Source organism: Nocardiopsis sp. MT53 (assembly GCF_019598965.1).
GTDB classification, from domain to species: Bacteria; Actinomycetota; Actinomycetes; order Streptosporangiales; family Streptosporangiaceae; genus Nocardiopsis; species Nocardiopsis changdeensis.
Genome location: NZ_CP080599.1, coordinates 6804841 through 6827428, shown reverse-complemented (window position 1 = coordinate 6827428; position 22588 = coordinate 6804841). Strand labels below are relative to the sequence as shown.

Annotated in this window: 18 protein-coding genes; 10 read left to right on the top strand and 8 right to left on the bottom strand. The window is 73.3% G+C overall.

Features of this window, described 5'->3' with window-relative positions:
• Window positions 1–275: 275 nt before the first annotated feature.
• Entirely contained in the window at window positions 276–1052 is a 777-nt protein-coding gene (ppgK, locus tag K1J57_RS30490; RefSeq protein ID WP_220562135.1) for a polyphosphate--glucose phosphotransferase, read from the bottom strand.
• A gap of 192 nt (window positions 1053–1244) precedes the next feature.
• Here ppgK and K1J57_RS30485 point away from each other — a divergent pair, with 192 nt between their 5' ends.
• The 3 genes from K1J57_RS30485 (at window position 1245) to K1J57_RS30475 (ending at window position 5332) form a co-directional block, all read left to right on the top strand.
• Window positions 1245–2255: a tRNA (adenine-N1)-methyltransferase gene (locus K1J57_RS30485; RefSeq protein WP_255646721.1), complete on the top strand. Its 1011-nt coding sequence runs from the start codon at window positions 1245–1247 to the stop codon at window positions 2253–2255.
• A 402-nt stretch (window positions 2256–2657) separates the two neighbouring features.
• Window positions 2658–4427, top strand: a complete 1770-nt coding sequence (gene arc / locus K1J57_RS30480) for a proteasome ATPase (RefSeq protein WP_220562134.1) — start codon at window positions 2658–2660, stop codon at window positions 4425–4427.
• 122 nt (window positions 4428–4549) lie between these two features.
• Window positions 4550–5332, top strand: coding sequence for an SDR family NAD(P)-dependent oxidoreductase (locus tag K1J57_RS30475; protein ID WP_220562133.1), 783 nt, complete (start codon window positions 4550–4552; stop codon window positions 5330–5332).
• Window positions 5333–5510: 178 nt separating this feature from the next.
• Here K1J57_RS30475 and K1J57_RS30470 read toward each other — a convergent pair whose 3' ends face one another.
• Window positions 5511–6764, bottom strand: coding sequence for an arginine deiminase (locus K1J57_RS30470; RefSeq protein ID WP_220562132.1), 1254 nt, complete (start codon window positions 6762–6764; stop codon window positions 5511–5513).
• Between the two features lie 22 nt (window positions 6765–6786).
• Window positions 6787–8235: a basic amino acid/polyamine antiporter gene (locus K1J57_RS30465; protein WP_220562131.1), complete on the bottom strand. Its 1449-nt coding sequence runs from the start codon at window positions 8233–8235 to the stop codon at window positions 6787–6789.
• A 341-nt stretch (window positions 8236–8576) separates the two neighbouring features.
• Here K1J57_RS30465 and dop point away from each other — a divergent pair, with 341 nt between their 5' ends.
• Window positions 8577–10094 (top strand): depupylase/deamidase Dop, encoded by a 1518-nt coding sequence (dop, locus tag K1J57_RS30460; RefSeq protein WP_338151183.1) that lies wholly within the window; start codon window positions 8577–8579, stop codon window positions 10092–10094.
• 133 nt (window positions 10095–10227) lie between these two features.
• Window positions 10228–10704 (top strand): PPOX class F420-dependent oxidoreductase, encoded by a 477-nt coding sequence (locus K1J57_RS30455; protein ID WP_220562130.1) that lies wholly within the window; start codon window positions 10228–10230, stop codon window positions 10702–10704.
• A gap of 12 nt (window positions 10705–10716) precedes the next feature.
• On the opposite strand, the gene K1J57_RS30450 is transcribed toward K1J57_RS30455, so the two are convergent.
• Window positions 10717–11532: an SDR family oxidoreductase gene (locus K1J57_RS30450; protein WP_220562129.1), complete on the bottom strand. Its 816-nt coding sequence runs from the start codon at window positions 11530–11532 to the stop codon at window positions 10717–10719.
• 74 nt (window positions 11533–11606) lie between these two features.
• Here K1J57_RS30450 and K1J57_RS30445 point away from each other — a divergent pair, with 74 nt between their 5' ends.
• Together K1J57_RS30445 and K1J57_RS30440 are read left to right on the top strand one after the other, a co-directional pair.
• Window positions 11607–12215 carry a TetR/AcrR family transcriptional regulator gene (locus K1J57_RS30445; RefSeq protein ID WP_220562128.1) on the top strand — a complete coding sequence of 203 codons (609 nt, stop codon included), beginning with the start codon at window positions 11607–11609 and terminating at the stop codon, window positions 12213–12215.
• A 93-nt stretch (window positions 12216–12308) separates the two neighbouring features.
• Window positions 12309–13103, top strand: a complete 795-nt coding sequence (locus tag K1J57_RS30440; RefSeq protein WP_220562127.1) for an SDR family NAD(P)-dependent oxidoreductase — start codon at window positions 12309–12311, stop codon at window positions 13101–13103.
• Window positions 13104–13125: 22 nt separating this feature from the next.
• Here K1J57_RS30440 and K1J57_RS30435 read toward each other — a convergent pair whose 3' ends face one another.
• Entirely contained in the window at window positions 13126–13722 is a 597-nt protein-coding gene (locus K1J57_RS30435; RefSeq protein ID WP_220562126.1) for a TetR/AcrR family transcriptional regulator, read from the bottom strand.
• Between the two features lie 264 nt (window positions 13723–13986).
• Here K1J57_RS30435 and K1J57_RS30430 point away from each other — a divergent pair, with 264 nt between their 5' ends.
• Window positions 13987–14592, top strand: coding sequence for an NAD(P)-dependent oxidoreductase (locus K1J57_RS30430; protein WP_220562125.1), 606 nt, complete (start codon window positions 13987–13989; stop codon window positions 14590–14592).
• Window positions 14593–14649: 57 nt separating this feature from the next.
• Here K1J57_RS30430 and K1J57_RS30425 read toward each other — a convergent pair whose 3' ends face one another.
• Window positions 14650–16266 carry a PucR family transcriptional regulator gene (locus tag K1J57_RS30425; RefSeq protein ID WP_220562124.1) on the bottom strand — a complete coding sequence of 539 codons (1617 nt, stop codon included), beginning with the start codon at window positions 16264–16266 and terminating at the stop codon, window positions 14650–14652.
• A gap of 183 nt (window positions 16267–16449) precedes the next feature.
• Here K1J57_RS30425 and K1J57_RS30420 point away from each other — a divergent pair, with 183 nt between their 5' ends.
• Both K1J57_RS30420 and K1J57_RS30415 read left to right on the top strand, forming a co-directional pair.
• Window positions 16450–17754, top strand: coding sequence for an MFS transporter (locus K1J57_RS30420; protein WP_220562123.1), 1305 nt, complete (start codon window positions 16450–16452; stop codon window positions 17752–17754).
• Window positions 17755–17883: 129 nt separating this feature from the next.
• Window positions 17884–19494 (top strand): amidohydrolase, encoded by a 1611-nt coding sequence (locus K1J57_RS30415; RefSeq protein ID WP_220562122.1) that lies wholly within the window; start codon window positions 17884–17886, stop codon window positions 19492–19494.
• Between the two features lie 129 nt (window positions 19495–19623).
• Here the strand turns inward: K1J57_RS30415 and K1J57_RS30410 are convergent, their stop codons facing one another.
• Window positions 19624–20763, bottom strand: coding sequence for a S1 family peptidase (locus K1J57_RS30410; RefSeq protein WP_220562121.1), 1140 nt, complete (start codon window positions 20761–20763; stop codon window positions 19624–19626).
• Window positions 20764–21285: 522 nt separating this feature from the next.
• Window positions 21286–22347 carry a S1 family peptidase gene (locus K1J57_RS30405; protein WP_220562120.1) on the bottom strand — a complete coding sequence of 354 codons (1062 nt, stop codon included), beginning with the start codon at window positions 22345–22347 and terminating at the stop codon, window positions 21286–21288.
• Between the last annotated feature and the right edge of the window lie 241 nt (window positions 22348–22588).

Here is a 22588-nt window from a genome sequence, read left to right as displayed (position 1 = left end):
CGACCGCCCCGCCCCCGGACCGCGCCCCCCGCGCCCGGACCCGGCGGGGAGACCGGAACGTCCCGACCGCAGTCCCTCCGCGGCCGGGCCGGGTCCGGAAGTGTTCCGGCCGCACCTCCCCCGTGGCCGGAGCACGACGACCGCCGGCACGGTCCCCCGTGCCGCGGCGGTCCCGCCCCGCGCCCCCGGGCGGTTCACGACGGGGCGCGCCCCGGCCCCTTCCCCTTTGCGGCCGGGGCGCGCCACCGCCCCCGTCCGAGGCGCGGGCCGGGGCGTCAGGCGCCCGGGAGCGCCGCCCCGGGGCCGTGGGCCGCCAGCGCCGCGCCCACGATGCCCGCCGTGTTGCGCAGCTCGGCCGGGACGATCGGGGTTCGGATGTCCAGCAGCGGCAGGAACTTGTCCGACTTGCGGCTCACACCGCCCCCGACCACGATCAGGTCCGGCCACAGCAGGTCCTCCACCACCCGGTAGTACCTCTGCAGGCGCTTGTGGGCCCACTCGTGGTAGGACAGGCCCTCGCGCTCCTTGGCGCCCGAGGACGCCTTGGTCTCGGCGTCGTGGCCGTCGATCTCCAGGTGCCCGAACTCGGTGTTGGGCACCAGGTGCCCGTCCACCACCAGCGCCGTGCCGATCCCCGTGCCCAGGGTGGTCATCAGCACCACGCCCGACACCCCCTTGGCGGCCCCGTAGCGGGCCTCGGCCACCGCCGCGGCGTCGGCGTCGTTGAGCAGCCGCACCGGCCGGCCGGTGACCCGGGCGAACAGCGCCCGCGCGTCGGTGCCGATCCAGCTCTTGTGCAGGTTGGCGGCGGTGCGCACCACACCGTTCTGCACCACGCCCGGGAAGGTGACGCCCAGGGGAGGAGCGTCCGCCAGGGGGAAGTGCGCGGCGATCTCGCCGACGATCTCGGCGACCTCCTCGGGTCCGGCGTGGTGGGGCGTGAGGATCTTCAGGCGGTCCTCGAGGAACTCCCCGGTGGTCAGGTCGACCGGGGCCCCCTTGATGCCGCTGCCGCCGATGTCGATCCCCAGCCCGGTGGTCGGCTCTGACATGGGTCCTCGTCTCCGTGTCCGTGCTCAGGCGAGCAGATCGGCCCGCTGGGCTGATACTGCCCTGACGGGCGGGGCTTCGCACACGGGGCCGGCGCGTGTCCGCCCGCCGCGGACGGGCCCAGGTGGTGTCGGCGGACCGATACGCTGGACGATCGCCCCGACCGAACCGAATCTGGGAAGACGAGAGCGACGTTGACCGGTATCCATGGCCGCCGTGGTCCCTTCACCGACGGTGACACCGTGCAGTTGACCGACCCCAAGGGGCGCATGCACACGATCACCCTCCACGAAGGGGGCACCTTCCACTCCCACAAGGGCAAGGTCGAGCACTCCGACCTCATCGGCCGGCCCGAGGGCAGCGTCGTGCGCTCCAACACCGGTACCGCCTATGTGGCGCTGCGCCCCCTGCTGATCGACTACACCCTGTCGATGAAGCGCGGGGCGACCATCGTCTACCCCAAGGACGCCGCCCAGGTCCTGGTGGAGGCCGACATCTTCCCCGGCGCGCGCGTCGTGGAGGCCGGCGCCGGGTCCGGCGCCATGTCCAGCTGGCTGCTGCGCGCGGTGGGGGAGAAGGGCATGGTGCACTCCTACGAGCGCCGCGCCGACTTCGCCGAGATCGCCCGCAAGAACGTCGAGCGGTTCTACGGCGGCCCGCACCCCGCGTGGAAGCTGACCGTCGGCGACCTCGTCGAGGAGCTCGACGAGACCGACGTGGACCGCGTGTTCCTGGACATGCTGGCCCCCTGGGAGTGCCTGGACGCCGTGGCGGGGGCGCTCATCCCCGGCGGCCTGCTGTGCTGCTACGTCGCCACCACCACCCAGCTCTCTCGCGTGGTGGAGGAGCTGCGCGAGGACGAGCGGTTCTACGAGCCGCGCTCGTGGGAGACCATGCTGCGGACCTGGCACGTGGAGGGCCTGGCGGTGCGCCCGGACCACCGCATGATCGGGCACACCGGGTTCCTGGTGGTGGCCCGCCGCCTGGCCGACGGGGTGGAGGCGCCCGAGCGCCGCCGCCGCCCGGCCAAGGGCGCCTACGGCCAGGACTACGAGGCGGCCCGCGCGGCCGCGGGCGGCGGCGCCGCGGCCCCCGAGGCCGCGCCCGCCGCGGAGGTCGCGCCCGCCGCCGGGGCGGAGCGGGAGCCGGCCGTCCAGGAGGCCCCCACACAGGACACCCCCGCCCAGGACACCGCCGCGGAGTGACCCCGCGCGGGGCCGCGCCGACCGCACCGGCCGCGGGACGCCCCGCGGCCCCGGCGGGGCGGCGGGCGGAACCGCGGCACGGCCCGTCCGGAGCACGTCTCCGGGCGGGCCGTCGCGTTTCCGGAAAAGGCGTCCCGGGGCGCTCCCCGGCGCTCGAGTACCGTAAACATGTCCGTTTCATCCCCGGCGACGTGCACGGCGCCGCCGCGCCGTCAAGGGGCCGAAGCGTGACCCGGCCCCGACCGAGAGGTTACTTTCTCATTACGTCGGGTCATCCTCTAGCAGCCTGACCTGCGGTGACGCAAGGTCTTGAAATGAGGCCTACGACACTCGTCAGGGCTGGGAGGTTAGGAATAGGGCAGGGGTAGGTACGCTCCCGAGTAGTCGTCCTTCTAAAGGGAGGTGGCGGACGTGGCCGAGCGCGACGACGAGCGTCAGAGCGACCGGGACCGTGAAGTCGCTGAACTCACGGCCCAGGTCTCCTACATGGAAAAGGAACTCAGCGTGGTCCGGCGCAAGCTCGCCGACTCGCCCCGACATGTACGCCTCCTCGAGGAGCGCCTCAGGGAGGCCCAGGCCAACCTGGCGGCGGCCAACGGCCAGAACGAGCGGCTGGTCTCCACTCTCAAGGAGGCCCGCGAGCAGATCGTGGCCCTGAAGGAGGAGGTCGACCGGCTGGCGCAGCCGCCGTCCGGCTTCGGCGTCTTCCTGGGCGGGCGCGACGACGAGACCGTCGAGATCTTCACCAACGGCCGCAAGATGCGGGTCAACGTGAGCCCCTCCGTGGACCTGGACGAGCTGCGTCCCGGCCAGGAGGTCATGCTCAACGAGGCCTTCAACGTCGTCGAGGTGGAGTCCTTCGAGACGGTCGGCGAGGTCGTGATGCTCAAGGAGATCCTCGAGGACGGCGAGCGCGCCCTCGTGATCTCGCACCACGACGAGGAGCGCATCGTCCGCCTGGCGGACCCGCTGCGCGACGAGCCGATCCGGCCCGGGGACTCCCTGCTGCTGGAGCCGCGCTCGGGGTACGTGTACGAGCGCATCCCCAAGTCGGAGGTCGAGGAGCTCATCCTCGAGGAGGTCCCCGACATCGCCTACACCGACATCGGCGGCCTGTCCGGGCAGATCGAGCTCATCCGCGACGCGGTCGAGCTGCCCTACCTGCACAAGGACCTGTTCCGCGAGCACAAGCTGCGCGCGCCCAAGGGCGTGCTGCTGTACGGCCCGCCCGGCTGCGGCAAGACGCTCATCGCCAAGGCGGTCGCCAACTCGCTGGCCAAACAGGTCGCCGAGCGCACCGGCCGCGACGTGGGCAAGAGCTTCTTCCTCAACATCAAGGGCCCGGAGCTGCTCAACAAGTACGTCGGCGAGACCGAGCGGCACATCCGCCTGGTCTTCCAGCGGGCCCGGGAGAAGGCCTCCGAGGGCACGCCGGTCATCGTCTTCTTCGACGAGATGGACTCGATCTTCCGCACCCGCGGATCGGGCGTGTCCTCCGACGTGGAGAACACCATCGTCCCGCAGCTGCTGAGCGAGATCGACGGTGTCGAGGGCCTGGAGAACGTCATCGTCATCGGCGCCTCCAACCGCGAGGACATGATCGACCCGGCGATCCTGCGGCCCGGCCGCCTGGACGTCAAGATCAAGATCGAGCGGCCCGACGCCGAGGCGGCCCGGGACATCTTCGCGAAGTACATCACCGAGGACCTGCCGCTGCACGAGGACGACATGGCCGAGCACGGCGGGTCGACCAAGGCCACGGTGGACGCCATGATCCAGACGGTCGTGGAGCGGATGTACACCGAGGGCGAGGAGAACCGGTTCCTGGAGGTCACCTACGCCAACGGTGACAAGGAGGTCCTGTACTTCAAGGACTTCAACTCCGGCGCCATGATCGAGAACATCGTCTCGCGGGCCAAGAAGATGGCCATCAAGGACTTCATCGACCACGACTCCAAGGGGATCCGGGTCGCGCACCTGCTCCAGGCGTGCGTCGACGAGTTCAGCGAGAACGAGGACCTGCCCAACACCACCAACCCCGACGACTGGGCGCGGATCTCCGGAAAGAAGGGCGAGCGCATCGTCTACATCCGGACCCTCGTCACGGGCAAGAAGGGCGCGGACTCCGGGCGGAGCATCGACACGGTGGCCAACACCGGCCAGTACCTGTAACGACCGCACCTCCGAGGACGACAGAGGGGGCCGACCGGACTTCCGGTCGGCCCCCTCCCGTGCCGGTGGTCCCCGGGCTCCGTGTCAGCGGGGTGCCGACACCTTTCCGACGAGGAGACACGATGATCGATACCCGCCTCGCCGGCCGGAACGTCCTGGTGACCGGCGGTTCCGGCAATATCGGCGCGGCGATCGGCCGCGCTTTCGCGGCCCAGGGGGCGCGCGTCGCGATCCACTACCTCGCCCAGGATCCCCCCGCCCCGGCGGGCACCGAATGGGCGCACATCACCCCCGCCGCGGAGGAGGCGGACGGGCTCGCGGAGGAACTCGGCAACGGCGCCTTCGCCGTCGCCGCCGACCTGTCCGAACCGGAGGCGGCCTCCCGGCTGGTGCGCGAGGTCGCGGCCCGGGCCGGCGCGATCAACGTCCTGGTCAACAACGCCGCCCACTGCGAGACGCCGGACACCGTCGACACGCTGACCGCCGCGTCGCTGGACCGCCACTACCGGGTGAACGCCATCGCCCCCGCGCTCCTCACCGCCGAGGTGGCGCGGCTGCACCGTGCGGAAGACCCGTTGTGCGTCGTCAACATCACCACCGATGCCGCGCGGGCCTTCCCCGGCCAGACCGGCTACGGGACGTCCAAGGGGGCGCTGGAGGCGCTCACCCGGTCCACCGCACTGGACCTGGCGGCCCGCGGCATCCGGGTGAACGCCGTCGCCCCGGGGCCCGTCCAGACCGGCTGGATGGACGAGGACCTCCTGGCCCGGGCGAAGGGGATCGTGCCGATGGGCAGGGTGGGCGAGCCGCAGGACATCGCCGACGCGGTGGTGTACCTGGCCTCGTACCAAGCGCGATGGGTCACCGGACAGGTTCTCCAGGTCGCCGGCGGGCACGCCCTGTGACCGTGTCGGCCACCGGGGTCCGTCCGCCGCCGACGCGGGGCGGGCCGCCTGCGACGGCGGCCGGCACCGGCCGGTACCTGTGACGACCACGCCTGAGAGGACGACGGAGGGGGCCGACCGGGCGACCGGCCGGCCCCCTCCGTGTTCAGGCCGCGTCCGGCGGCCGGGTACGGCCCGGTCAGAAGTCCACGGGGTCGCGGACCAGGGGGCAGGTCATGCAGTGGCCGCCGCCGCGCCCCCGGCCCAGTTCGGCGCCGACGATCGGCAGGACCTCGATGCCCGCCGCGCGCAGCAGCGCGTTGGTCTGGGTGTTGCGGTCGTAGGTGAAGACCACGCCCGGCTCCACGGCGACCGCGTTGTTGGCGCTGTCCCACTGCTGGCGCTCGGAGGCGTAGACGTCGCCGCCGGTCTCGATGGTCCGCAGCGCGGACAGCCCCAGCGCCTTCGCCACCACGTCCGTGAACGCCCGGGCGCCCTCGTCCACCACCTCCACGCCCGGGGCGCGGTCGGACGGGTACAGCGAGAAGGTGTGCACCGCGTCCATGATGCGCGGGTAGAGGGTGACCACGTCGCGGTCCACGAAGGTCAGCACGGTGTCCAGGTGCATGGCGGCGCGCAGCCTGGGCATGCCCGCCACGATGACCCGGCGGGCGGCCCCGGCGGAGAACAGCGCCGCGGCGACCTGCGTGACGGCCTGGCGCGAGGTGCGCTCGCTCATGCCCATGAGCACGACCCCGTCGCCCACGGGCATGACGTCGCCGCCCTCGAAGGTGGCCTGGCCCCAGGGGAGCTCGGGGTCGCCCCACCAGACGGTGTCCCCGGCGAAGTCCGGGTGGAACCGGTACACGGCCTTCATCAGCAGGGTCTCGTCGCGGCGGGCGGGCCAGTAGAGCGGGTTGAGCGTGACGCCCTCGTAGAGCCAGCAGGTGGTGTCGCGGGTGTAGAGGGTGTTGGGCAGCGGCGGCATGAGGTACTCGCGGCCGCCGGTGGACTCCTGGGCGAGCGCGAGGTAGGGCGAGCGGTACTCCTCGGGCAGGTCGTCGGCGGCCATGCCGCCGATGAGGAGCTCGGCGAGGCCGCGGGGGTCCAGGGACTCCAGGAAGGCGCGGGTGCCCTCGATCAGGCCGGTCCCGACCTCGTTCGGGGTGATCTTGCGGTCCAGCAGCCAGGAGCGGGCCCCGGGCACGGCCAGGGTCCGGGCGAGCAGGTCGTGGAGCTCGACGACCTCGACGCCGCGGCCGCGCAGCGCGGCGACGAACTCCTCGTGATGGCGCAGGGCGCTGTCCACCCACATGACGTCGTCGAAGAGCAGGTCCGCGGCGTTGGTCGGGGTGAGGCGGCGGTGGGCGAGCCCGGGTGAGCAGACCAGGACCTTGCGCAGGCGGCCCACCTCGGAGTGGACGCCGTGCGGCGGCGGGGCGGTGTCGGGCATGGCGGAGTCCCTTCGGAGCGGTTCAGAGCGTGATCAGGCCGGTGGCCAGGGCGGCCACGCCGGCCGCCGCCCCCGCGACGGAGACGGCGCACACGGCGAGCTCGGCCGGGGTGAACAGGCGGCGGCCCTGTTCGCGCCGGACCTTGACGAACAGCACGGTGGCGGGCGCGTAGACGATGAGGGAGACCAGGACGTACTTCAGGCCGGCCGCGTACAGCAGGAACGCGGTGTAGGCGGTGGCGAGCACCGCGATAGCGAGGGCGCCCCGGGACGCCCCGGCCCCGGCGCCCGCGGCGGGGCCCCGGGCGACCTTGACCGCGAACAGCGCCGCGAGCAGGAACGGGATCAGGGTCAGCGCGCTGGTCATGTTGAGCGCGAAGTCGAAGGCGTCCTCGGAGAACAGGGTGACGACCAGGACCGCCTGGGACAGCGCGGTGGTCATCACCAGGGCCGGGACCGGGACGTCGGCGGCGTTGGAGCGGCGCAGGAACCGGGGCATGTCGTCGTCCCGGGCGGCGACGAACAGCACCTCGGCGGCCATCAGGGTCCAGGCCAGGTAGGCGCCCAGCACCGAGACGATCAGCCCGGCGCTCACGAACACCGTCCCCCAGGGGCCCACGGCGTGTGCCAGGACCCCGGCCATCGAGGGCTGGCGCAGGGCGGCGATCTCCTCCATCGGCATGATGCCGTAGGACACGAGGGTGACCGAGGCGAAGACCGCGAAGACGCTGAGGAAGCCCAGGACGGTCGCCCGGCCCACGTCCTCGCGCCGGGCGGCGTGGCGGGAGTAGACGCTGGCCCCCTCCACCCCCAGGAACACGAACACGGTGACCAGCATGGTGCCGCGCACCTGGTCGAAGAGGGTCCCGGCGTCCGCGGTGCCGGTGAGGTTGTCGGCGAACACCGCCGGGTCCAGGAGGAACAGGGCCAGCACGACGAACACCAGGATGGGCACGAGCTTGGCGACGGTGACCACCCGGTTGATCGCCGTGGCCTCCCTGACGCCCCGGCGCACCAGCAGGAAGAACCCCCACAGGCCGGCCGAGGACAGCCCCACGGCCAGGAGGGTGTCGCCGTCGCCCAGGGCCGGGAAGAGGGCCCCGAGCGTCGACATGATGAGCACCCAGTAGGTCACGTTGCCGACGCAGGCGCTGGCCCAGTACCCGAACGCGGCGAAGAACCCGAGGTACTCGCCGAAGCCCGCCTTGGCGTAGGCGTAGACCCCGGCGTCCAGGTCGGGCCTGCGCACGGCGAGCATCTGGAAGACGAAGGCGAGCATGAGCATGCCGGTGCCCGCGATCACCCAGGCGATGAGGGCTCCGGCCACGCCGGTGGACTCGGAGAACCGCGACGGCAGGGAGAAGACCCCGGCCCCGACCATCGAGCCGACGACCATCGCCGTCAGGGTCGGCAGGGTGAGCCTGACCGGCGCGCCCCCGGACGCGCGTTCGGCGGCGTGCGCGCCGCTCATGCCTGCCGCTCGCGGGGTCCGGGGCGGTCGTCGCCCGGCGTGTTCGCAATGTGGCACATGGTCATAATCTAGGCGGATGGGTCCGTGTCGCCGGGCCTTGCCCGTGTCCTCGGGGTGTCTTGCGCTTTGCCGCGCGGACCGCGGCCGCAAGGGAGGCGGCAACGGTCGGCCGACTTTTCCCGGAAAACGGGTGAAAGGTTTTTCCCGGCCCGGGGAAAGCCGGTCCCACCTGCGATGACAACGGCGCGCCGGGAGGCCCGGAACTCCCGGGAAGACGGCGCTTGGGCCACAATCGACGCGGAAGCGTTCAAGACCGGCCCCCGGTGGATAATCTCTTCACCATGAGTGTGCGGCGGATTATGGGTATCGAGACCGAGTACGGGATCTCCGTGCCGGGCAACCCCGGGGCCAACGCGATGGTCACCTCAACCCAGGTGGTCAACGCCTATCTGGCCGCTTCGGCGGCCCGGGCGCGACGGGCACGATGGGACTTCGAGGAGGAGAACCCGCTGCGCGACGCGCGCGGCTTCGACCTGGCGCGTGAGGTGGCCGACCCCACGCAGCTCACCGACGAGGATCTGGGGCTGGCCAACGTCATCCTCACCAACGGGGCGCGGCTGTACGTGGACCACGCCCACCCCGAGTACTCGGCGCCCGAGGTCACCAACCCGCTCGACGCGGTGCTGTGGGACAAGGCGGGCGAGAGGGTGATGGCGGACGCGGCCGCCCGGGCGGGGGCCACGCCGGGGATCGAGCCCATCCAGCTGTACAAGAACAACACGGACAACAAGGGCGCGTCCTACGGCTGCCACGAGAACTACCTGATGCAGCGGTCGACGCCGTTCGGCGACATCGTGCGCCACCTCGTCCCGTTCTTCGTGTCCCGCCAGGTGGTGGTGGGCGCGGGCAAGGTGGGCATCGGCTCCGACGGGCAGGGGACCGGCTTCCAGCTCTCCCAGCGCGCCGACTTCTTCGAGGTCGAGGTGGGGCTGGAGACCACGCTGAAGCGTCCCATCATCAACACGCGGGACGAACCGCACGCCGACCCGGACAAGTACCGGCGGCTGCACGTGATCATCGGCGACGCCAACATGAGCGAGATCTCCACCTACCTCAAGCTGGGGACGACGTCGCTGGTGCTGTCGATGATCGAGGACGGGTTCATCAGCGTGGACCTGTCCCTGGAGACCCCGGTCGCCGACCTGCGGGCGGTGTCCCACGACCCGACGCTGGCGCACCGCGTGAAGCTGCGCGACGGGCGCCGGATGACCGCGCTGGAGCTCCAGGGCGAGTACCTGGACCAGGCGCGCAAGTACGTGGAGGACCGCTACGGCACGGACGTGGACCCCGACACCGCCGACGTGCTGGACCGGTGGGAGTCGGCGCTGACCCGGCTGGGCAACGACCCGATGGACCTGGCCGACGAGCTGGACTGGGTGGCCAAGCTCAAGGTGCTGGAGGGGTACCGCTCCCGGGACGGGCTGGACTGGTCGCACCCGCGGCTGCAGCTGGTGGACCTGCAGTACTCGGACGTGCGGCCGGACAAGGGGATCTACAACCGGCTGGCGGCGCGCGGGCGGGTCAAGCGGCTGCTGGAGGAGTCCCAGGTGCAGCGGGCGGTCACCGAGCCGCCGGAGGATACCCGGGCGTACTTCCGCGGCCGGTGCCTGGCCAAGTACGCGGACTCGGTGGCGGCGGCGTCGTGGGACTCGGTGATCTTCGACCTGCCGGGCTACGACTCGCTGCAGCGGGTGCCCACCCTGGAGCCCCGCCGCGGGACGAAGGAGCACGTGGGGAAGCTGCTGGACGCCTCGCCGACGGCGGCCGACCTGGTGGCGGTGCTGTCGGGCGGGCGCTGACCGCGGGCGCGCGGCGGGGCGGGGGCGGCGTGCGCCCCCGCCCCGCCGCACGCCGGGACCCGGGGCGCGGGACCCGGAACGGCAGGGGCCCGCGGGGATAGGCTGGGCCCGTTCCCGCTGAGGAGAGAGGTCCATGAGTCCTTCGATCGCGACCAACACCACCGTCGACCTGGCCGGGCTGCTGGAGTTCGTGCGGCCCCGGCACAACGCGCTGCTGATCACCCGCCGCGGCGACGGCGGGCCGCAGGCCTCCCCGGTGACCTGCGGTGTCGACGGGCAGGGGCGGATCGTCGTCTCCACGTACCCGGAGCGGGCCAAGGCCCGCAACGCCGCGCGCGACCCCCGGGTGAGCGTGGTGGTGCTGTCCGACGACTTCGGCGGCGCCTGGGTGCAGGTGGACGGGGAGGCCGAGGTACTGGACGGCGAGGAGGCCGTCGAGCCGCTGGTGGAGTACTTCCGCGTGATCGCGGGCGAGCACCCGGACTGGGCGGAGTACCGGGAGGCGATGCGCCGCCAGGGCAAGGCGCTGGTCCGGGTGACCCCGCGGCGCTGGGGCCCGATCGCCACCGGCGGCTTCCCCGCCGACCGCGTCCCCCCGTCCGCCGGCTGACCCGGACCGGGCTCACACCGCCGCGGCCCGGTTCTTGCGCACCAGGTCCGCCGAACCGGCGACGCGGGCGGTGGTCAGGACGGCCGACCGGCGACTGAACAGCCGGAGCAGGAACGGGGCGGCGGCGTCGGCCGCCCGCGACAGCGCGCTGGGGGCCGACCGGCGCCGGTCCAGGGCGCGCACCAGCGCCGCGGCGACCTGCTCGGGCGTCCGGAAGTCCCCCGGGTACCCCTCGGTGCCGATCCCGTCGAAGAACTCCGTGCGGGTCAGGCCCGGCGAGAACGCCAGGGTGCGCGGACCGCTCCCGCGGGTCTCCCACCACAGCGCCTCGGTGAAGCTCAGCACGAACGCCTTGCTCGCCGCGTACACCGCCATCCCCGGGATCGGCTGGTAGGCGGCCATGCTCGCGATGTTGACCAGGTAGCCACCCGGGTCCAGCCGCCCGATGAACGCCCGTGACACGTCCACCGGCGCGGTCACGTTGAGCGCGAGCAGCGCCTCCAGCTCGTCGGGGTCCTGTTCGGCGAACGTGCCGTCGGCGCCGATCCCCGCGTTGTTGACCAGGCTCGTCACGCGGATGCCGCGGCGGTCGACCTCGGCGGCCAGGTCCCGGCCCGCGCCCGGGCGGACGAGGTCGGCCGAGACGGTCTCCACGCGGACGCCGTGGGCCCCGCGCAGTTCGGCGGCCAGGGCCTCCAGCCGTTCGGTGCGGCGGGCGACGAGTACCAGGTCGGAGCCGCGTGCGGCGAGCAGGCGGGCCAGGGCCGCGCCGATGCCGGAGCTGGCACCGGTGATGAGTGTGGTCTGGGAGGCATGATCAAGGGTCATGGCGACACCCTACGCCATGTGTGACACTCGGTGTCAAGATCGCCTCTGGGTGCCTTTCCTTGTAGGCTGGCGGGATGACGACCGGAGAACCGACCCCCGGCCTGCGGGAGCGCACGCGCCGCGCGGTCCACCGCGAGATCGCCGAGGCCGGGATGGCGCTCTTCCTGGACCAGGGCTTCGAGGAGACCACCGTCGACCAGATCGCCGAGGCCGCCGGGATCTCCCGCCGCTCCTTCTTTCGCTACTTCGCGACCAAGGAGGACGTGGTCCTGGGCGACATGATCGAGCGGGGGCACCGCATCGGCGCGGCGCTGGCCGCGCGCCCCTCCGGGGAGGAGCCCTGGGCGGCGGTCCGGGCCGCGCTGATGGCGCTGCGCGAGGAGGCCTCCGGCGGCCCCGAGGAGGAGCTGCGCATCGGGCGGATGCTGCACGGGACCCCGTCGCTGCGCGCCCGCAGCCTGGAGAAGCACCTCGCCTGGCAGGAGGTCCTGGTCCCCGAGCTCGCCCGGCGCCTGCGCGAGGCGCACGGCCTCGACGGGGTGAGCGCCGACCACCGTGCCGCCGCGATCATCGCCACCGCGCTCACCTGCATCGACGTCGCCACGGACACCTGGCTCCGCGTCGACGGGGCGGTCCCCCTCGAAGACCTCTGGGACGAGGCCGTCGCCGCCGTCCGGGCCTGATCGCCCGGTACGGGCGACACGCCGGTTATGTGCTCTTGCGCTTAGAGCGCGTGCGCAACTATCTTCGTTCCCGACTCCGACGAAGGGCGCACCATGCAGATCGACCTCAGCGGGAAGACGGCGCTGGTCACCGGATCCACCCAGGGCATCGGCGCGGCGATCGCGACCGGCCTGGTCCGCGCCGGGGCGCGGGTCGCGGTCAACGGGCGCGGCCCGGAGACCGTGGACCGCGCGCTGGAGCGCATCGCCGCCGAGCACCCCGGCGCCGACCTGGTCGCCGCCCCCGGCGACCTGACCGACGACGGCGGCCTGCGGCGCGTCCTGGACGCCGTCCCCGCCGTGGACGTCCTGGTCAACAACCTGGGCGTCTTCGGCGCCCGCCCCGCCCTGGAGATCACCGACGAGGAGTGGCGCCGCTACTTCGAGGTCAACGTCCTGACCGCGGTGCGCACGACCCGGGCCTACCTGCCCGGCATGGTGGAGCGCTCCTGGGGCCGCGTCCTCAACATCGCCAGCGACTCGGCGGTGGTGGTCCCCGCCGAGATGATCCACTACGGCATGACCAAGACCGCCCTGCTCTCGGTCACCCGGGGCTTCGCCAAGGAGGCCGCCGGGTCCGGGGTCACCGTCAACTCCGTCATCGCCGGGCCCACGCACACCGGCGGGGTCGAGGACTTCGTCTACGAGCTGGTGGACCGGGACCTGCCCTGGGAGGAGGCGCAGCGGGTGTTCATGCGCGAGCACCGCCCGATGTCCCTGATCCAGCGGCTCATCGAGCCCGAGGAGATCGCGAACATGGTCGTCTACCTCGCCTCGCCGCTGGCCTCGGCCACCACGGGCGGCGCCCTGCGGGTGGACGGCGGCTACGTGGACTCGATCCTGCCCTGACCGCCCCGCCCGGGGCGCGGGGTCAGGCCCGTACGGTCCCGCCCGGCAGGACGGTGTCCCGGCGGCACAGGCCCAGGCAGACGAGTTCGAGGAGGCGCCTGGCGCGCGGCTCCCAGTCGCCCGCCGGGTCGAGCTGGTACAGCCCGGCGATGGCCAGCAGCACGTCGTCGGGTTCGAGGTCCTCGCGCAGGGTCCCGGCGGCGCGGTTGGCGTCGAGCAGCCGCTGGAGCGCGGAGGTGAGCGGCCCGCGGGCCTCCTGGGCGAACCGGCCCCTGCTGGTGGCGCTCTGGAGCGCCCCGATGAGGCCGGCCTTGGTCATGGCGTACCGGGCGAACCGGGTGAGCCACAGCTTGAAGGCGTCCAGCGGCGGGTGCTCGTCGAGCAGGTCGTCGGCGGCCTGCGCCATCTGCTGCACCTCGGCGCGGTACAGCTCGAAGACCAGGTCCTCGCGGGTGGGGAAGTGCCGGTACAGGGTGCCGATGCCCACCCCGGCCTTCTTGGCGATGGAGTTCAGGGAGGCGTCACTGCACGTGGAGAACGCCTCGCGGGCGGTCTCCAGCAGGTGGGCGCGCGTGCGGACGCCCTGGGCGTGCAGCTGCTCGACGCGCTTGGTCGACACGGTCGTGGTCCTTCGTTGGCGGAGATCTCTCCGTCATAGGTTAGCCGATATTTCGATTTTTTGTCATCCCAGTTCAGACGGTGTTTTCCGAGGGTGCTGCGGCTCGCGTCACAGGTTTTCGGGATTGCCTGGCGGAGACCTCTCCGGTAAGTTCTGTGTACGTGGCGGAGACCTCTCCGTCACTTCATTCTCCTCGGTGGGGGCCGTTCCTTCGGGTTCGACGGCCCCGCACCGGGTCACAGCACCTGTCCCTAAGGACCCGCCATGCAAGACAACGCCACTTCCCTGCGGATCGGTGTCATCGGCGCGACCACGGGCATCGGAGCGCTCATCGCCGCCGAAGCCCGTCAGCGAGGGCACGACGTGTGCGACATCCGCCGCGACCCCCTGGAGATCGGCTACGGCGACCTCGACGGCCTGGACGTCCTCGTCAACGCCCACCAGGCCCAGGTGGGCCGCGAACGCGACCACATAGAGGTCGACCGCCACCTGATCTCGCTGCTCACCGGAACCCCCGTGCGGCTCCTCGTGGCCGGCAGCCACGGACACCTGTACGCCGACGAGTCCAGGACCGCCACCTACTGGCAGAGCAGGATGGCCCGCGGCCCCCTGCGCGACCTGGCGCGCTCCCTGGAACGCGCCTACTTCCTCTACCAGATCAGCCTCGACCTGCGGTGGACCTACCTGGCCCCGCCGGTCGAACTCGTCAGCGAGGGCGAGCGCACCGGCCGCTACCGGACCGGCGGCGACGTCGTCCTCACCGACGAGCACGGGCGCAGCCGGCTCAGCGACGCCGACTACGCCGTCGCCTTCGTCGACGAGATCGAGACCGACGCCCACTCCGGACGGCTCTACACCGTCGCCGCCTGACCGCCGGCGGTCCTCCCCACGTGCGGCGGGGAGGACCGCCGGTGCCCCCGCGGGCGCTCAGTCGTGCCAGGTGCCGTCGGTGCAGCGCAGGGGGTGCAGGCTCAGCGCCGTCCACAGCTCCAGCCGGGTCCGCGGATCGGACAGCGGGCGGCCCAGCACCCGCTCGGCGGTGCGCAGCCGCGCCCGCAGCGTGTTGCGGTGCACCCCCAGGTCCCGGGCGGTCCCCTCCACCTGCGCCCCGGAGTCCAGGTAGTGCCGCAGGGTGTGCGCCAGCTCCGTCCCGTTGCGCACGTCGTGTTCCAGCAGCGGCCCCAGCACGGCCTCGGTGAACGCCCGCGACCCGCTCTCGGGGACCGCCGACCGCAGCAGCGCCCAGGCGTCCGCCTCGTCCACGTGCCGGTACCCCTGCGGGGGGACCGCGTCGCGGGCCCGGGACACCGCCGAGGCCAGGTCGGCCGGCCCGCGCGCCCGGCAGGCCCCCGCCGCCGGCACCCCCGGCAGCAGTGCGAGCAGGCGCTCTCCGGCGTGCGGGCGGCCCGTGTCGGGCAGCACCGCCACCAGCACCCCGTCCAGCGGGCACAGCCCCGTGCTCTGCGCGGCACCGGTGTCCCCGAGCACGTCCACCAGGGCGTCCGCCGCCGCGTCCAGCGCGCTCGGCGTCCCCGGAGCGGGGTCGCGCTCCCCGCCGGTCCGATAGCAGACCACCTCCCAGGGCGGGGGCGGCAGCGTGAGCGGAACGCCCACCGGCCCGCCCAGCACGGCGGCCCGCAGCAGCGGGGCGCGTTCGCGGAAGATCGCCCGGCGCGCGTCGCGCGAGTGCAGCAGGTCCACCGCCAGCAGCGACGCGGCGTGGTTGGCCAGCACCCGCACGCTCGTGGAGGGGGCGGCGCAGCGCAGCGCCAGCCACCCCAGCGTCCGGCCGGTGGTGCCCAGCGTCTGCAGCAGGATCACCCCCTCGCCGTCCGCCGCACCGCCCGTCCCTGGGCCCGTGCCGTCCGCCTCGGCGGCGCCCGGACCGTCCGCGCCCGCCGTGCCCCGGCCGTCCCCGGCCAGGACCCGCATGCCCGGCGTGCCGCCGGACCCGGCCACCGCGGCGCGCACCGGCGCGTGCCAGGCCGGCTCGGCGTCCGGGACGGCCCGGCTGGTCATCCCGTTGCGGTCCAGCAGCAGGCACTCCCCGGACGCCGCCGACGCCAGCTCGTGCATCACCCCCGCCGGCCCCGAGCGCAGCGCCGCCCGCGCCATCGCGTCCTGGGCGGCCAGCACCCTGCCCTGCTCCCGGCTCCGCTCGGCGGCGTAGTGGTCGGCCACGGTCTCCACCACGGCGATGAACGACGTCTCGCCCTCCACCCGCAGCACCGGGAAGCCGAGCCGGTCGCCCTCGTCCAGCACCTCCGGCGGGATCGTCCCGCCCAGCCACACGTCGATGGCGAAGGCCAGCGCCGCGCACCCCGCCCGGTGCAGCCGCCGGACATAGGCGCGCCGCTCCTCCTCGCCGGACCCCAGGCCCAGCCCCACGGTCAGCACCAGTTCGCCGCCGCGCAGCCAGCGCACCGGGTCGGGCAGTTCGGTGACGTGCGCCCAGCGCACCACCCGGTCCAGCTCCGGGGACCCGGCCGAGGCGTACACCTCCAGGTGCGGTGCCGAGGTGATGTCGCGGACGGTGATGCTCACGGCTGCTCCCGGGTCCCGGTCGTGCGTCCCGGCGGCGCGCGGTGGGACCGACTGTGCGCGCCGCACTTTTGTCACGGTACGCCCTGTGCGGAACATCCCGGCGCCGGTGACAGGGGAGTGTCTACGGTCACAACAACACCTGAGCAGCGCCCGACGATCGCGCCACACGCAACCGGAGTTCCCATGTCAGAGCGGACCGCCCCCACGTCCTCGCACCCCGCGCGTGCGGCCGTGGCGGCCTTCGTCGGCACCACCATCGAGTGGTTCGACTTCTACGTCTACGCCACGGCCGCGGCCCTGGTCTTCGCCACCCAGTTCTTCCCCGCCGGGACGGACCCGGTCGTGGGCCTGATGGCCTCCTTCGCGACCTTCTCCGTCGGCTTCTTCGCCAGGCCGTTGGGCGGCCTGGTCTTCGGCCACTACGGCGACCGGCTCGGCCGCAAGTCGGCCCTGGTCATCACCCTGCTCATGATGGGCGTGGCCACCTTCTGCGTCGGCCTGCTGCCCACCTACGAGCAGGTCGGGTTCCTCGCCCCGCTGCTCCTGGTGGTGCTGCGGTTCGTGCAGGGCATCGCCGTCGGCGGCGAGTGGGGCGGCGCCGTCCTCATGGCGGTCGAGCACGCGCCCGAGGACCGCAAGACCTTCTACGGCTCCTTCGCCCAGCTGGGCAACCCGGCCGGCGCCCTGCTGGCCACCGGCTCGTTCGGCCTCATCGCCGCCTGGAACGCCGACGCCCTCCACGACTGGGCCTGGCGCCTGCCGTTCCTGGCGTCGGTGCTGCTGGTCCTGGTCGGCCTGTTCATCCGCCTCAAGGTGGAGGAGTCCCCGGTCTTCGAGGCTGCGCAGCAGAAGGGCGCGCCCACCGAGCTGCCCGTGCGCGAGGCGCTGCGCACCTCCTGGCGGCCGCTGCTGCTGGGCATCGGGATCCTGCCGGTCGCGGTCGGCGGCTACTACATCGTCACCACCTTCCTCCAGGGGTACGGGGTCACCGAGGTCGGCATCAGCGAACAGGTCATTTTGAACGGCCTGAGCCTGGCCGCGTTCGTGGAGCTGGTCGCCACCCTGGGGGTGTCCTGGCTGGGCGACCGCTTCGGCACCGTCCGCGTGGTCACCATCGGCCTGGTCGGCGTCATCGTCCTGGCGATCCCGCAGTTCCTGGTCCTGGAGACCGGCAGCGTCGGCCTGATCTTCCTGTCGCTGTGCGTCATGCGCCTGGCCATGGCCGCGGTCTACGGCCCGATCGCCCGGGTGCTCGCGCAGATGTACCCGCCGCGGGCCCGCTACACCAGCATCTCCATCGCCTACCAGGTCGCCGGCGCGATCTTCGGCGGCCTGTCGCCGCTGGCCTGCACCGCGCTGTACGCGGCGACCGGCAGCATCCTGCCGGTGGCGGGCCTGCTGATGGCGATGGCGGTGGTCAGCATCATCTGCCTGGCCAACGCGCCCCGGCACCGCGACGCCGACCTGCTGGAGTCCGCGTCGGCCTGAACCGGGCGCACCCCCCGACACCCCCCGAACCGGAAGCACCGATCGACGTTCTTCCGTCCCCCCGGGCGGGCCGGCCGTCCTCCGGCCCGCCCCGGGGCTCCCACCCGCATCCGAACCGAGGAGGAAGCCGTGTCCGGCCTGCTCATCCACAACGCCGCCGTCCTGACCATGGACGACTCCCGCCCCCGCGCCGAGGCACTGGCCGTGCGCGACGGGCGCGTGCTCCTGGCCGGCACGGCCGAGCAGGCCCGCGCCGCGGCCGGGCCCGGCGCCACCGAGATCGACGCGGGCGGGCGCACCGTCCTGCCCGGGTTCATCGACCCGCACAACCACCTGCTGTCCACCGCCGAGTCCCTGGCCGCCGTGGACGCCCGCTACCCCCGGGTGGGCAGCGCCGCCGAGCTGGTCGCCGCCGTCGCCGCCGAGGCCGCCCGCACCCCGGCCGGGCAGTGGATCCGCGCCTTCTCCATGGACGACGCCAAGTACCCCGGGGGCCGCCCCACCCGACGCGACCTGGACGCGGCCACCACCGAGCACCCCGTCATCGTCTACCACGTGTCCGGTCACCAGGCCGTCGTCAACTCCGCGGCCCTGGCCTGGAGCGGCATCGGCGAGGACGTGCCCGACCCGGCGGGCGGCTCGTTCGTGCGCGACGAGGGCGGCCGCCTCACCGGCATGGTCACCGACGCCGCGATGGAGCTGCTGCTGCCGCTGGCCGTCGACATCGGCTGCCACGGGCCCAACTTCCACACCGACCTGCCCACCGAGCACCTCCTGGGCTGGCTGTCCGACGCCGCCCGCCCCTACCTCTCCGCCGGCGTGACCACCGTGTGCGACCCGCAGGTGTCGGCGCGCGAGCTGCGCGTGTACCGGGCGGCGCGGGACGCCGGGACGCTGCCGCTGCGCACCTTCGGCATGCCGCTGTCCCACCAGCTCGACGCCCTCACCCAGGCGGGGCTGGCCTCGCCGTTCGGCGACGACTGGCTGCGCCTGACCGGCATGAAGTTCTACTCCGACGGCACCCTGCTGGGCGGCACCGCCAAGTTCACCGTCCCCTACGGCGAGCGGGGCCAGTTCGCCGGGAGCCTGTACCACCACCCCGACCAGCTGGTGGACCTGGTGACCCGGGCCGCCCGCGAGGGCTGGCAGGTGGCGATCCACACCCAGGGCGACGCCGCGATGGAGCACACCCTGGCCGCGATCGCGTCGGCGGCGAAGGTGTCCGGGCCCGACCCGCGCCCGCGGGTGGAGCACTGCGGGTACCCGACGGTGGAGCAGGCCAAGCGGTTCACCGAGTACGGGGTCATCCCGGTCAACCAGCCCAACTTCCTCTACGACAGCGGGCGCGACTTCCTGCGCCGCCTGGGGGACCGGGCCCACCGGCTCCAGCCGATGCGCGAGGAGCTCGACCTGGGCCTGCGCCCGGCGCTGTCCAGCGACGCGTTCGTCTCCAGCCTGCGCCCGATGGACACCATCGCCAACGCGGTGGGGCGCACCACCCGCGAGGGCGACGAGATCGGCGCCGACCAGGCGGTCACCCTGCACGAGGCGCTGCGGGCGCACACCCTGGACGCCGCCCACGCGGTGGGGATGGAGGACCGGCTCGGCGCCCTCCGGCCGGGGTACCTGGCCGACGTCGTGGTCCTGGACCGCGCCGTCGAGGGGCTGGGCCCGGATGAGCTGCGTTCGGTGAACGCCTGGCTGACCGTGCTGGACGGGAAGGTCGTCCACCGGGCCTGAGGCCCGCGCATCCCCGAGTCCGGGAAAGGGGCGGGCCCTCCCGGCCGGGGACCCGCGGGGGAACGGGGGCGTCCCCGCCCGCGCTGTGCGCGCGGGCGGGGACACCGGGGGAGGGGGTGGGCGGGACGACTAGCTGGTGCGGATCCGCACGCCCCACGAGTTCACCATCGGCAGGACCTCCTGGTAGTAGGTGGTGCCGCCGCTGGAGCAGTTGCCGGAGCCGCCGGAGGTGACGCCCTGCGCCTGCGAGCCGGAGATGAAGGAGCCGCCGGAGTCGCCGGGCTCGGCGCACACGTTGGTGCGGGTGAGCGCGTTCACGGTGCCCTGCGGGTAGCGGACCGTCTGGTTGCGGGCCTGGATGGTCCCGCAGCGCCAGCCGGTGGTGGAGCCGGAGCGGCAGATCGCCGACCCGATCGGCGCCTGGGTGGTGCCGGTGACGGACTGGTAGGTGCCGTTGTAGCGGCTGACCAGGTTGGTCAGGGTGAAGTTCGAGGTGCCCCGCACGAACGCGGCGTCGTTGCCCGGGAAGACCGAGCGCTCGAAGGTGCCCTGGCCGTTGCCGATGGTCACGCCGGTGCCCACGGTGCCGCAGTGGCCCGCGGTGACGAAGCCCGGCTGGCCGGCGCTGTTGGTGGCGGCGAAGCCGACCGAGCAGCGGCCGCCCATGTAGTAGGCCAGGCCGCCGATGATGTCCGCGTACAGCTGCGGGGCCTCGTCGGTGGTGACGACCTCGACGGCGGAGGCGTCCACGTCGGCGTCGGCCAGGAGCGCGTCGACGTCGGTGCCCTCCAGGACCTCCAGGACGACGGTGTCGCTCGCGACGTCCGGGTACCAGCCGGTGACACCCTCGGGGGCGTCGGCCGCGTCGAGGGCCTCGACGACCTCGGCCAGGCCCTCGGTGCCGTACTCGACGACCTCGGCCTGCGCACCGGTCGCCTCGACCGCCGCGACGGCGTCGGCGCTGGTGACCAGGACGGTGAGGTCCTGGGTCTCGATGTCGTAGAGCGAGCCGCCGTAGGCGTCGCCGGCGGCCTCGGTCGCCTCGGCGTCGACGTCCAGGGCGTCCTCCTGGGCCTCCAGGAGCTCGGTGGCCTCGGCCTGGGTCAGGTCGAGGTCGCGGGCCAGTGCCTCCTGCATGGTGGCGGCGCTGTCATCGGCCACGGGGGTCTGTGGTGCGGTCGCCGCGTAGGCGCCGGGGGACATGGCGAGCACCAGGCCGAAGGCCAGGGCTCCCGTTCCGACGGCGGAGATAACGGGGGAGGGTCGCATGATCCCTACTCTCCAGGGGGATTGACGGGGGAATGGGCTCCCGTTCCGGTGGGGACGGGCGGCCCTTCCGCGGAGTGGGATTGGTCCACTCCGCGAAGCTCACCGAGACGCTCGGTAAACGATTCCAAACCATAAGTGGACACTTTGGCGAGGGAAAGACCCGCTTTCTCCGGAAAGCGCCCAAGTGGCAAGGGGATCATCCGATGAGACGGGGTCCCGCGGTGGCTGTTGGTAGTCGAATGTTGAACGACCTGTATTTTTCCGCAGTCGTCCGGTTACCCTGCGCGTAAAGCCGGGTGCCGCAAGGGGGGTTCCCTGGCCGGATCCGGTCACGGGACCCCGTCCCCTTCGTGACCGCGTGGCTACACGGCGGTAACAACCGAGGTCACGGTGCCGCCGCCCGCGGAGGCGCGACCGGTCCCGGATCGGCCGGGGGCGCGCCGGGGCGAGGGGGCCGGAACGAGGAGGGGCCGGGCCGCGGCCCGGCCCCGTCGCGGAGGGCCTACTCCCGGAAGGGGGCCGTCACGAGGTCACCAGGGTCAGCCCCCACATCGCCAGCAGGGGGTTCACCTCCTGGCCGAACGTGGTGCACCCGCCCCCGGGCGAACCGGAGCCGCCCGAGACGATCCCCTGGGCCTGGGCCCCGGCCACGATGGGCGCGCCCGAGTCCCCGGGGCCCGCGCACAGGTTCGTCCGGAACAGGCCGCGCACGGTCCCCTGGGGGTAGCTCACGGTCTGGTTGCGGGCCTGGAGGGTGCCGCACTGCCAGCCGTAGGACGGCGAGGACATGCACAGCGCCGACCCCACGGGGGCGGGCGTGGAGCCCGCCACCTCCAGGTATGCGGTGCTGTAGCGCTCGACCAGGTTGGTCACCACCCAGGGCGGGGAGACCTGCACGAACGCGCCGTCGGAACCGGGGAAGACCGAGTGCCGGAACACGCCGACGGGACCGTCGGGGCCCTGGAGGACGTCCCCGGGGCGGCCGCAGTGGCCGGCGGTCAGGAAGCCCTCGACGCCGTCGCCGCGCGCCGAGAAGCCGATGGTGCAGCTGCCGCCGTAGGCGGTGAAACGGTGGCCGCCGATGATCCGCCCGTAGGTCGACGGCCGGGCGGCCTCGACCAGGCGCACCGCGTCGTCCGGCACGCCCAGGTCGGCGGCGGACACCCCGGAGCCGGGGAGGACCTCCACCACGACGGCGCCGGCCTCGGGGTACCAGCCGACGACGCCCTCGGGGGGCTCGGCGGCGTTCAGCGCGCGGACGGCCTCGTCCGGGTCGCCGTCGACGACCTCGGCCGCGGCGCCCAGCGCCTCGACGGCGGCCACGGCGGACCCGTCGGTGACGTGGACCGTCAGCACGCGCGTCCGGACGTCGAACACCGACCCGGCGTAGGCGTCCAGGTCCGCGGCCGCGGCGTCGATCTCCGCGGCCCGGGCCTGCGCCCGCGGCAGCCCGTGCGCCTGCTCGGCGGTCAGGCCCAGGTCCCGGACCAGCGCGTCCTCGACGGTGTCGGCCGCCGCGGGGCCGGCCGACGCGAGCATCGCGGCGGCCAGGCCCAGCGCGGCCAGAGCGGGGGAGTGCTTCATGGGGGTGACTTCCTTGTGGGAAGGGGCGGGGGGAGCGGGCCCCGTGGGCCCGTGACCCCGGGTATTCCCGCTTTTCCGTTCGGTCACCACCTGGGATCATCCGAGCACCGGCCCGCAGCGCCCGGTCCGGCCGAGCCCTCGCGCGCCCGCGCCCCCGGCCTGACGGGCGCCGCCGCAGGGCCGGTCACGGCGCGACGCGCCCGGGAGCGGGGGCCGCCGGTGCGGATTCCGGCCGCGCGTA

What these genes read in the sequence shown, in the direction of transcription:
- K1J57_RS30430 (WP_220562125.1), top strand. Translation starts at nt 13,987, where the DNA reads ATGCAAGACAACGCCACTTCCCTGCGGATCGGTGTCATCGGCGCGACC.
- K1J57_RS30445 (WP_220562128.1), top strand. Translation starts at nt 11,607, where the DNA reads ATGACGACCGGAGAACCGACCCCCGGCCTGCGGGAGCGCACGCGCCGC.
- K1J57_RS30455 (WP_220562130.1), top strand. Translation starts at nt 10,228, where the DNA reads ATGAGTCCTTCGATCGCGACCAACACCACCGTCGACCTGGCCGGGCTG.
- K1J57_RS30420 (WP_220562123.1), top strand. Translation starts at nt 16,450, where the DNA reads ATGTCAGAGCGGACCGCCCCCACGTCCTCGCACCCCGCGCGTGCGGCC.
- K1J57_RS30450 (WP_220562129.1), bottom strand. Translation starts at nt 11,532, where the DNA reads ATGACCCTTGATCATGCCTCCCAGACCACACTCATCACCGGTGCCAGC.
- K1J57_RS30440 (WP_220562127.1), top strand. Translation starts at nt 12,309, where the DNA reads ATGCAGATCGACCTCAGCGGGAAGACGGCGCTGGTCACCGGATCCACC.
- K1J57_RS30470 (WP_220562132.1), bottom strand. Translation starts at nt 6,764, where the DNA reads ATGCCCGACACCGCCCCGCCGCCGCACGGCGTCCACTCCGAGGTGGGC.
- K1J57_RS30475 (WP_220562133.1), top strand. Translation starts at nt 4,550, where the DNA reads ATGATCGATACCCGCCTCGCCGGCCGGAACGTCCTGGTGACCGGCGGT.
- K1J57_RS30405 (WP_220562120.1), bottom strand. Translation starts at nt 22,347, where the DNA reads ATGAAGCACTCCCCCGCTCTGGCCGCGCTGGGCCTGGCCGCCGCGATG.
- ppgK (WP_220562135.1), bottom strand. Translation starts at nt 1,052, where the DNA reads ATGTCAGAGCCGACCACCGGGCTGGGGATCGACATCGGCGGCAGCGGC.
- K1J57_RS30410 (WP_220562121.1), bottom strand. Translation starts at nt 20,763, where the DNA reads ATGCGACCCTCCCCCGTTATCTCCGCCGTCGGAACGGGAGCCCTGGCC.
- dop (WP_338151183.1), top strand. Translation starts at nt 8,577, where the DNA reads ATGAGTGTGCGGCGGATTATGGGTATCGAGACCGAGTACGGGATCTCC.
- K1J57_RS30465 (WP_220562131.1), bottom strand. Translation starts at nt 8,235, where the DNA reads ATGAGCGGCGCGCACGCCGCCGAACGCGCGTCCGGGGGCGCGCCGGTC.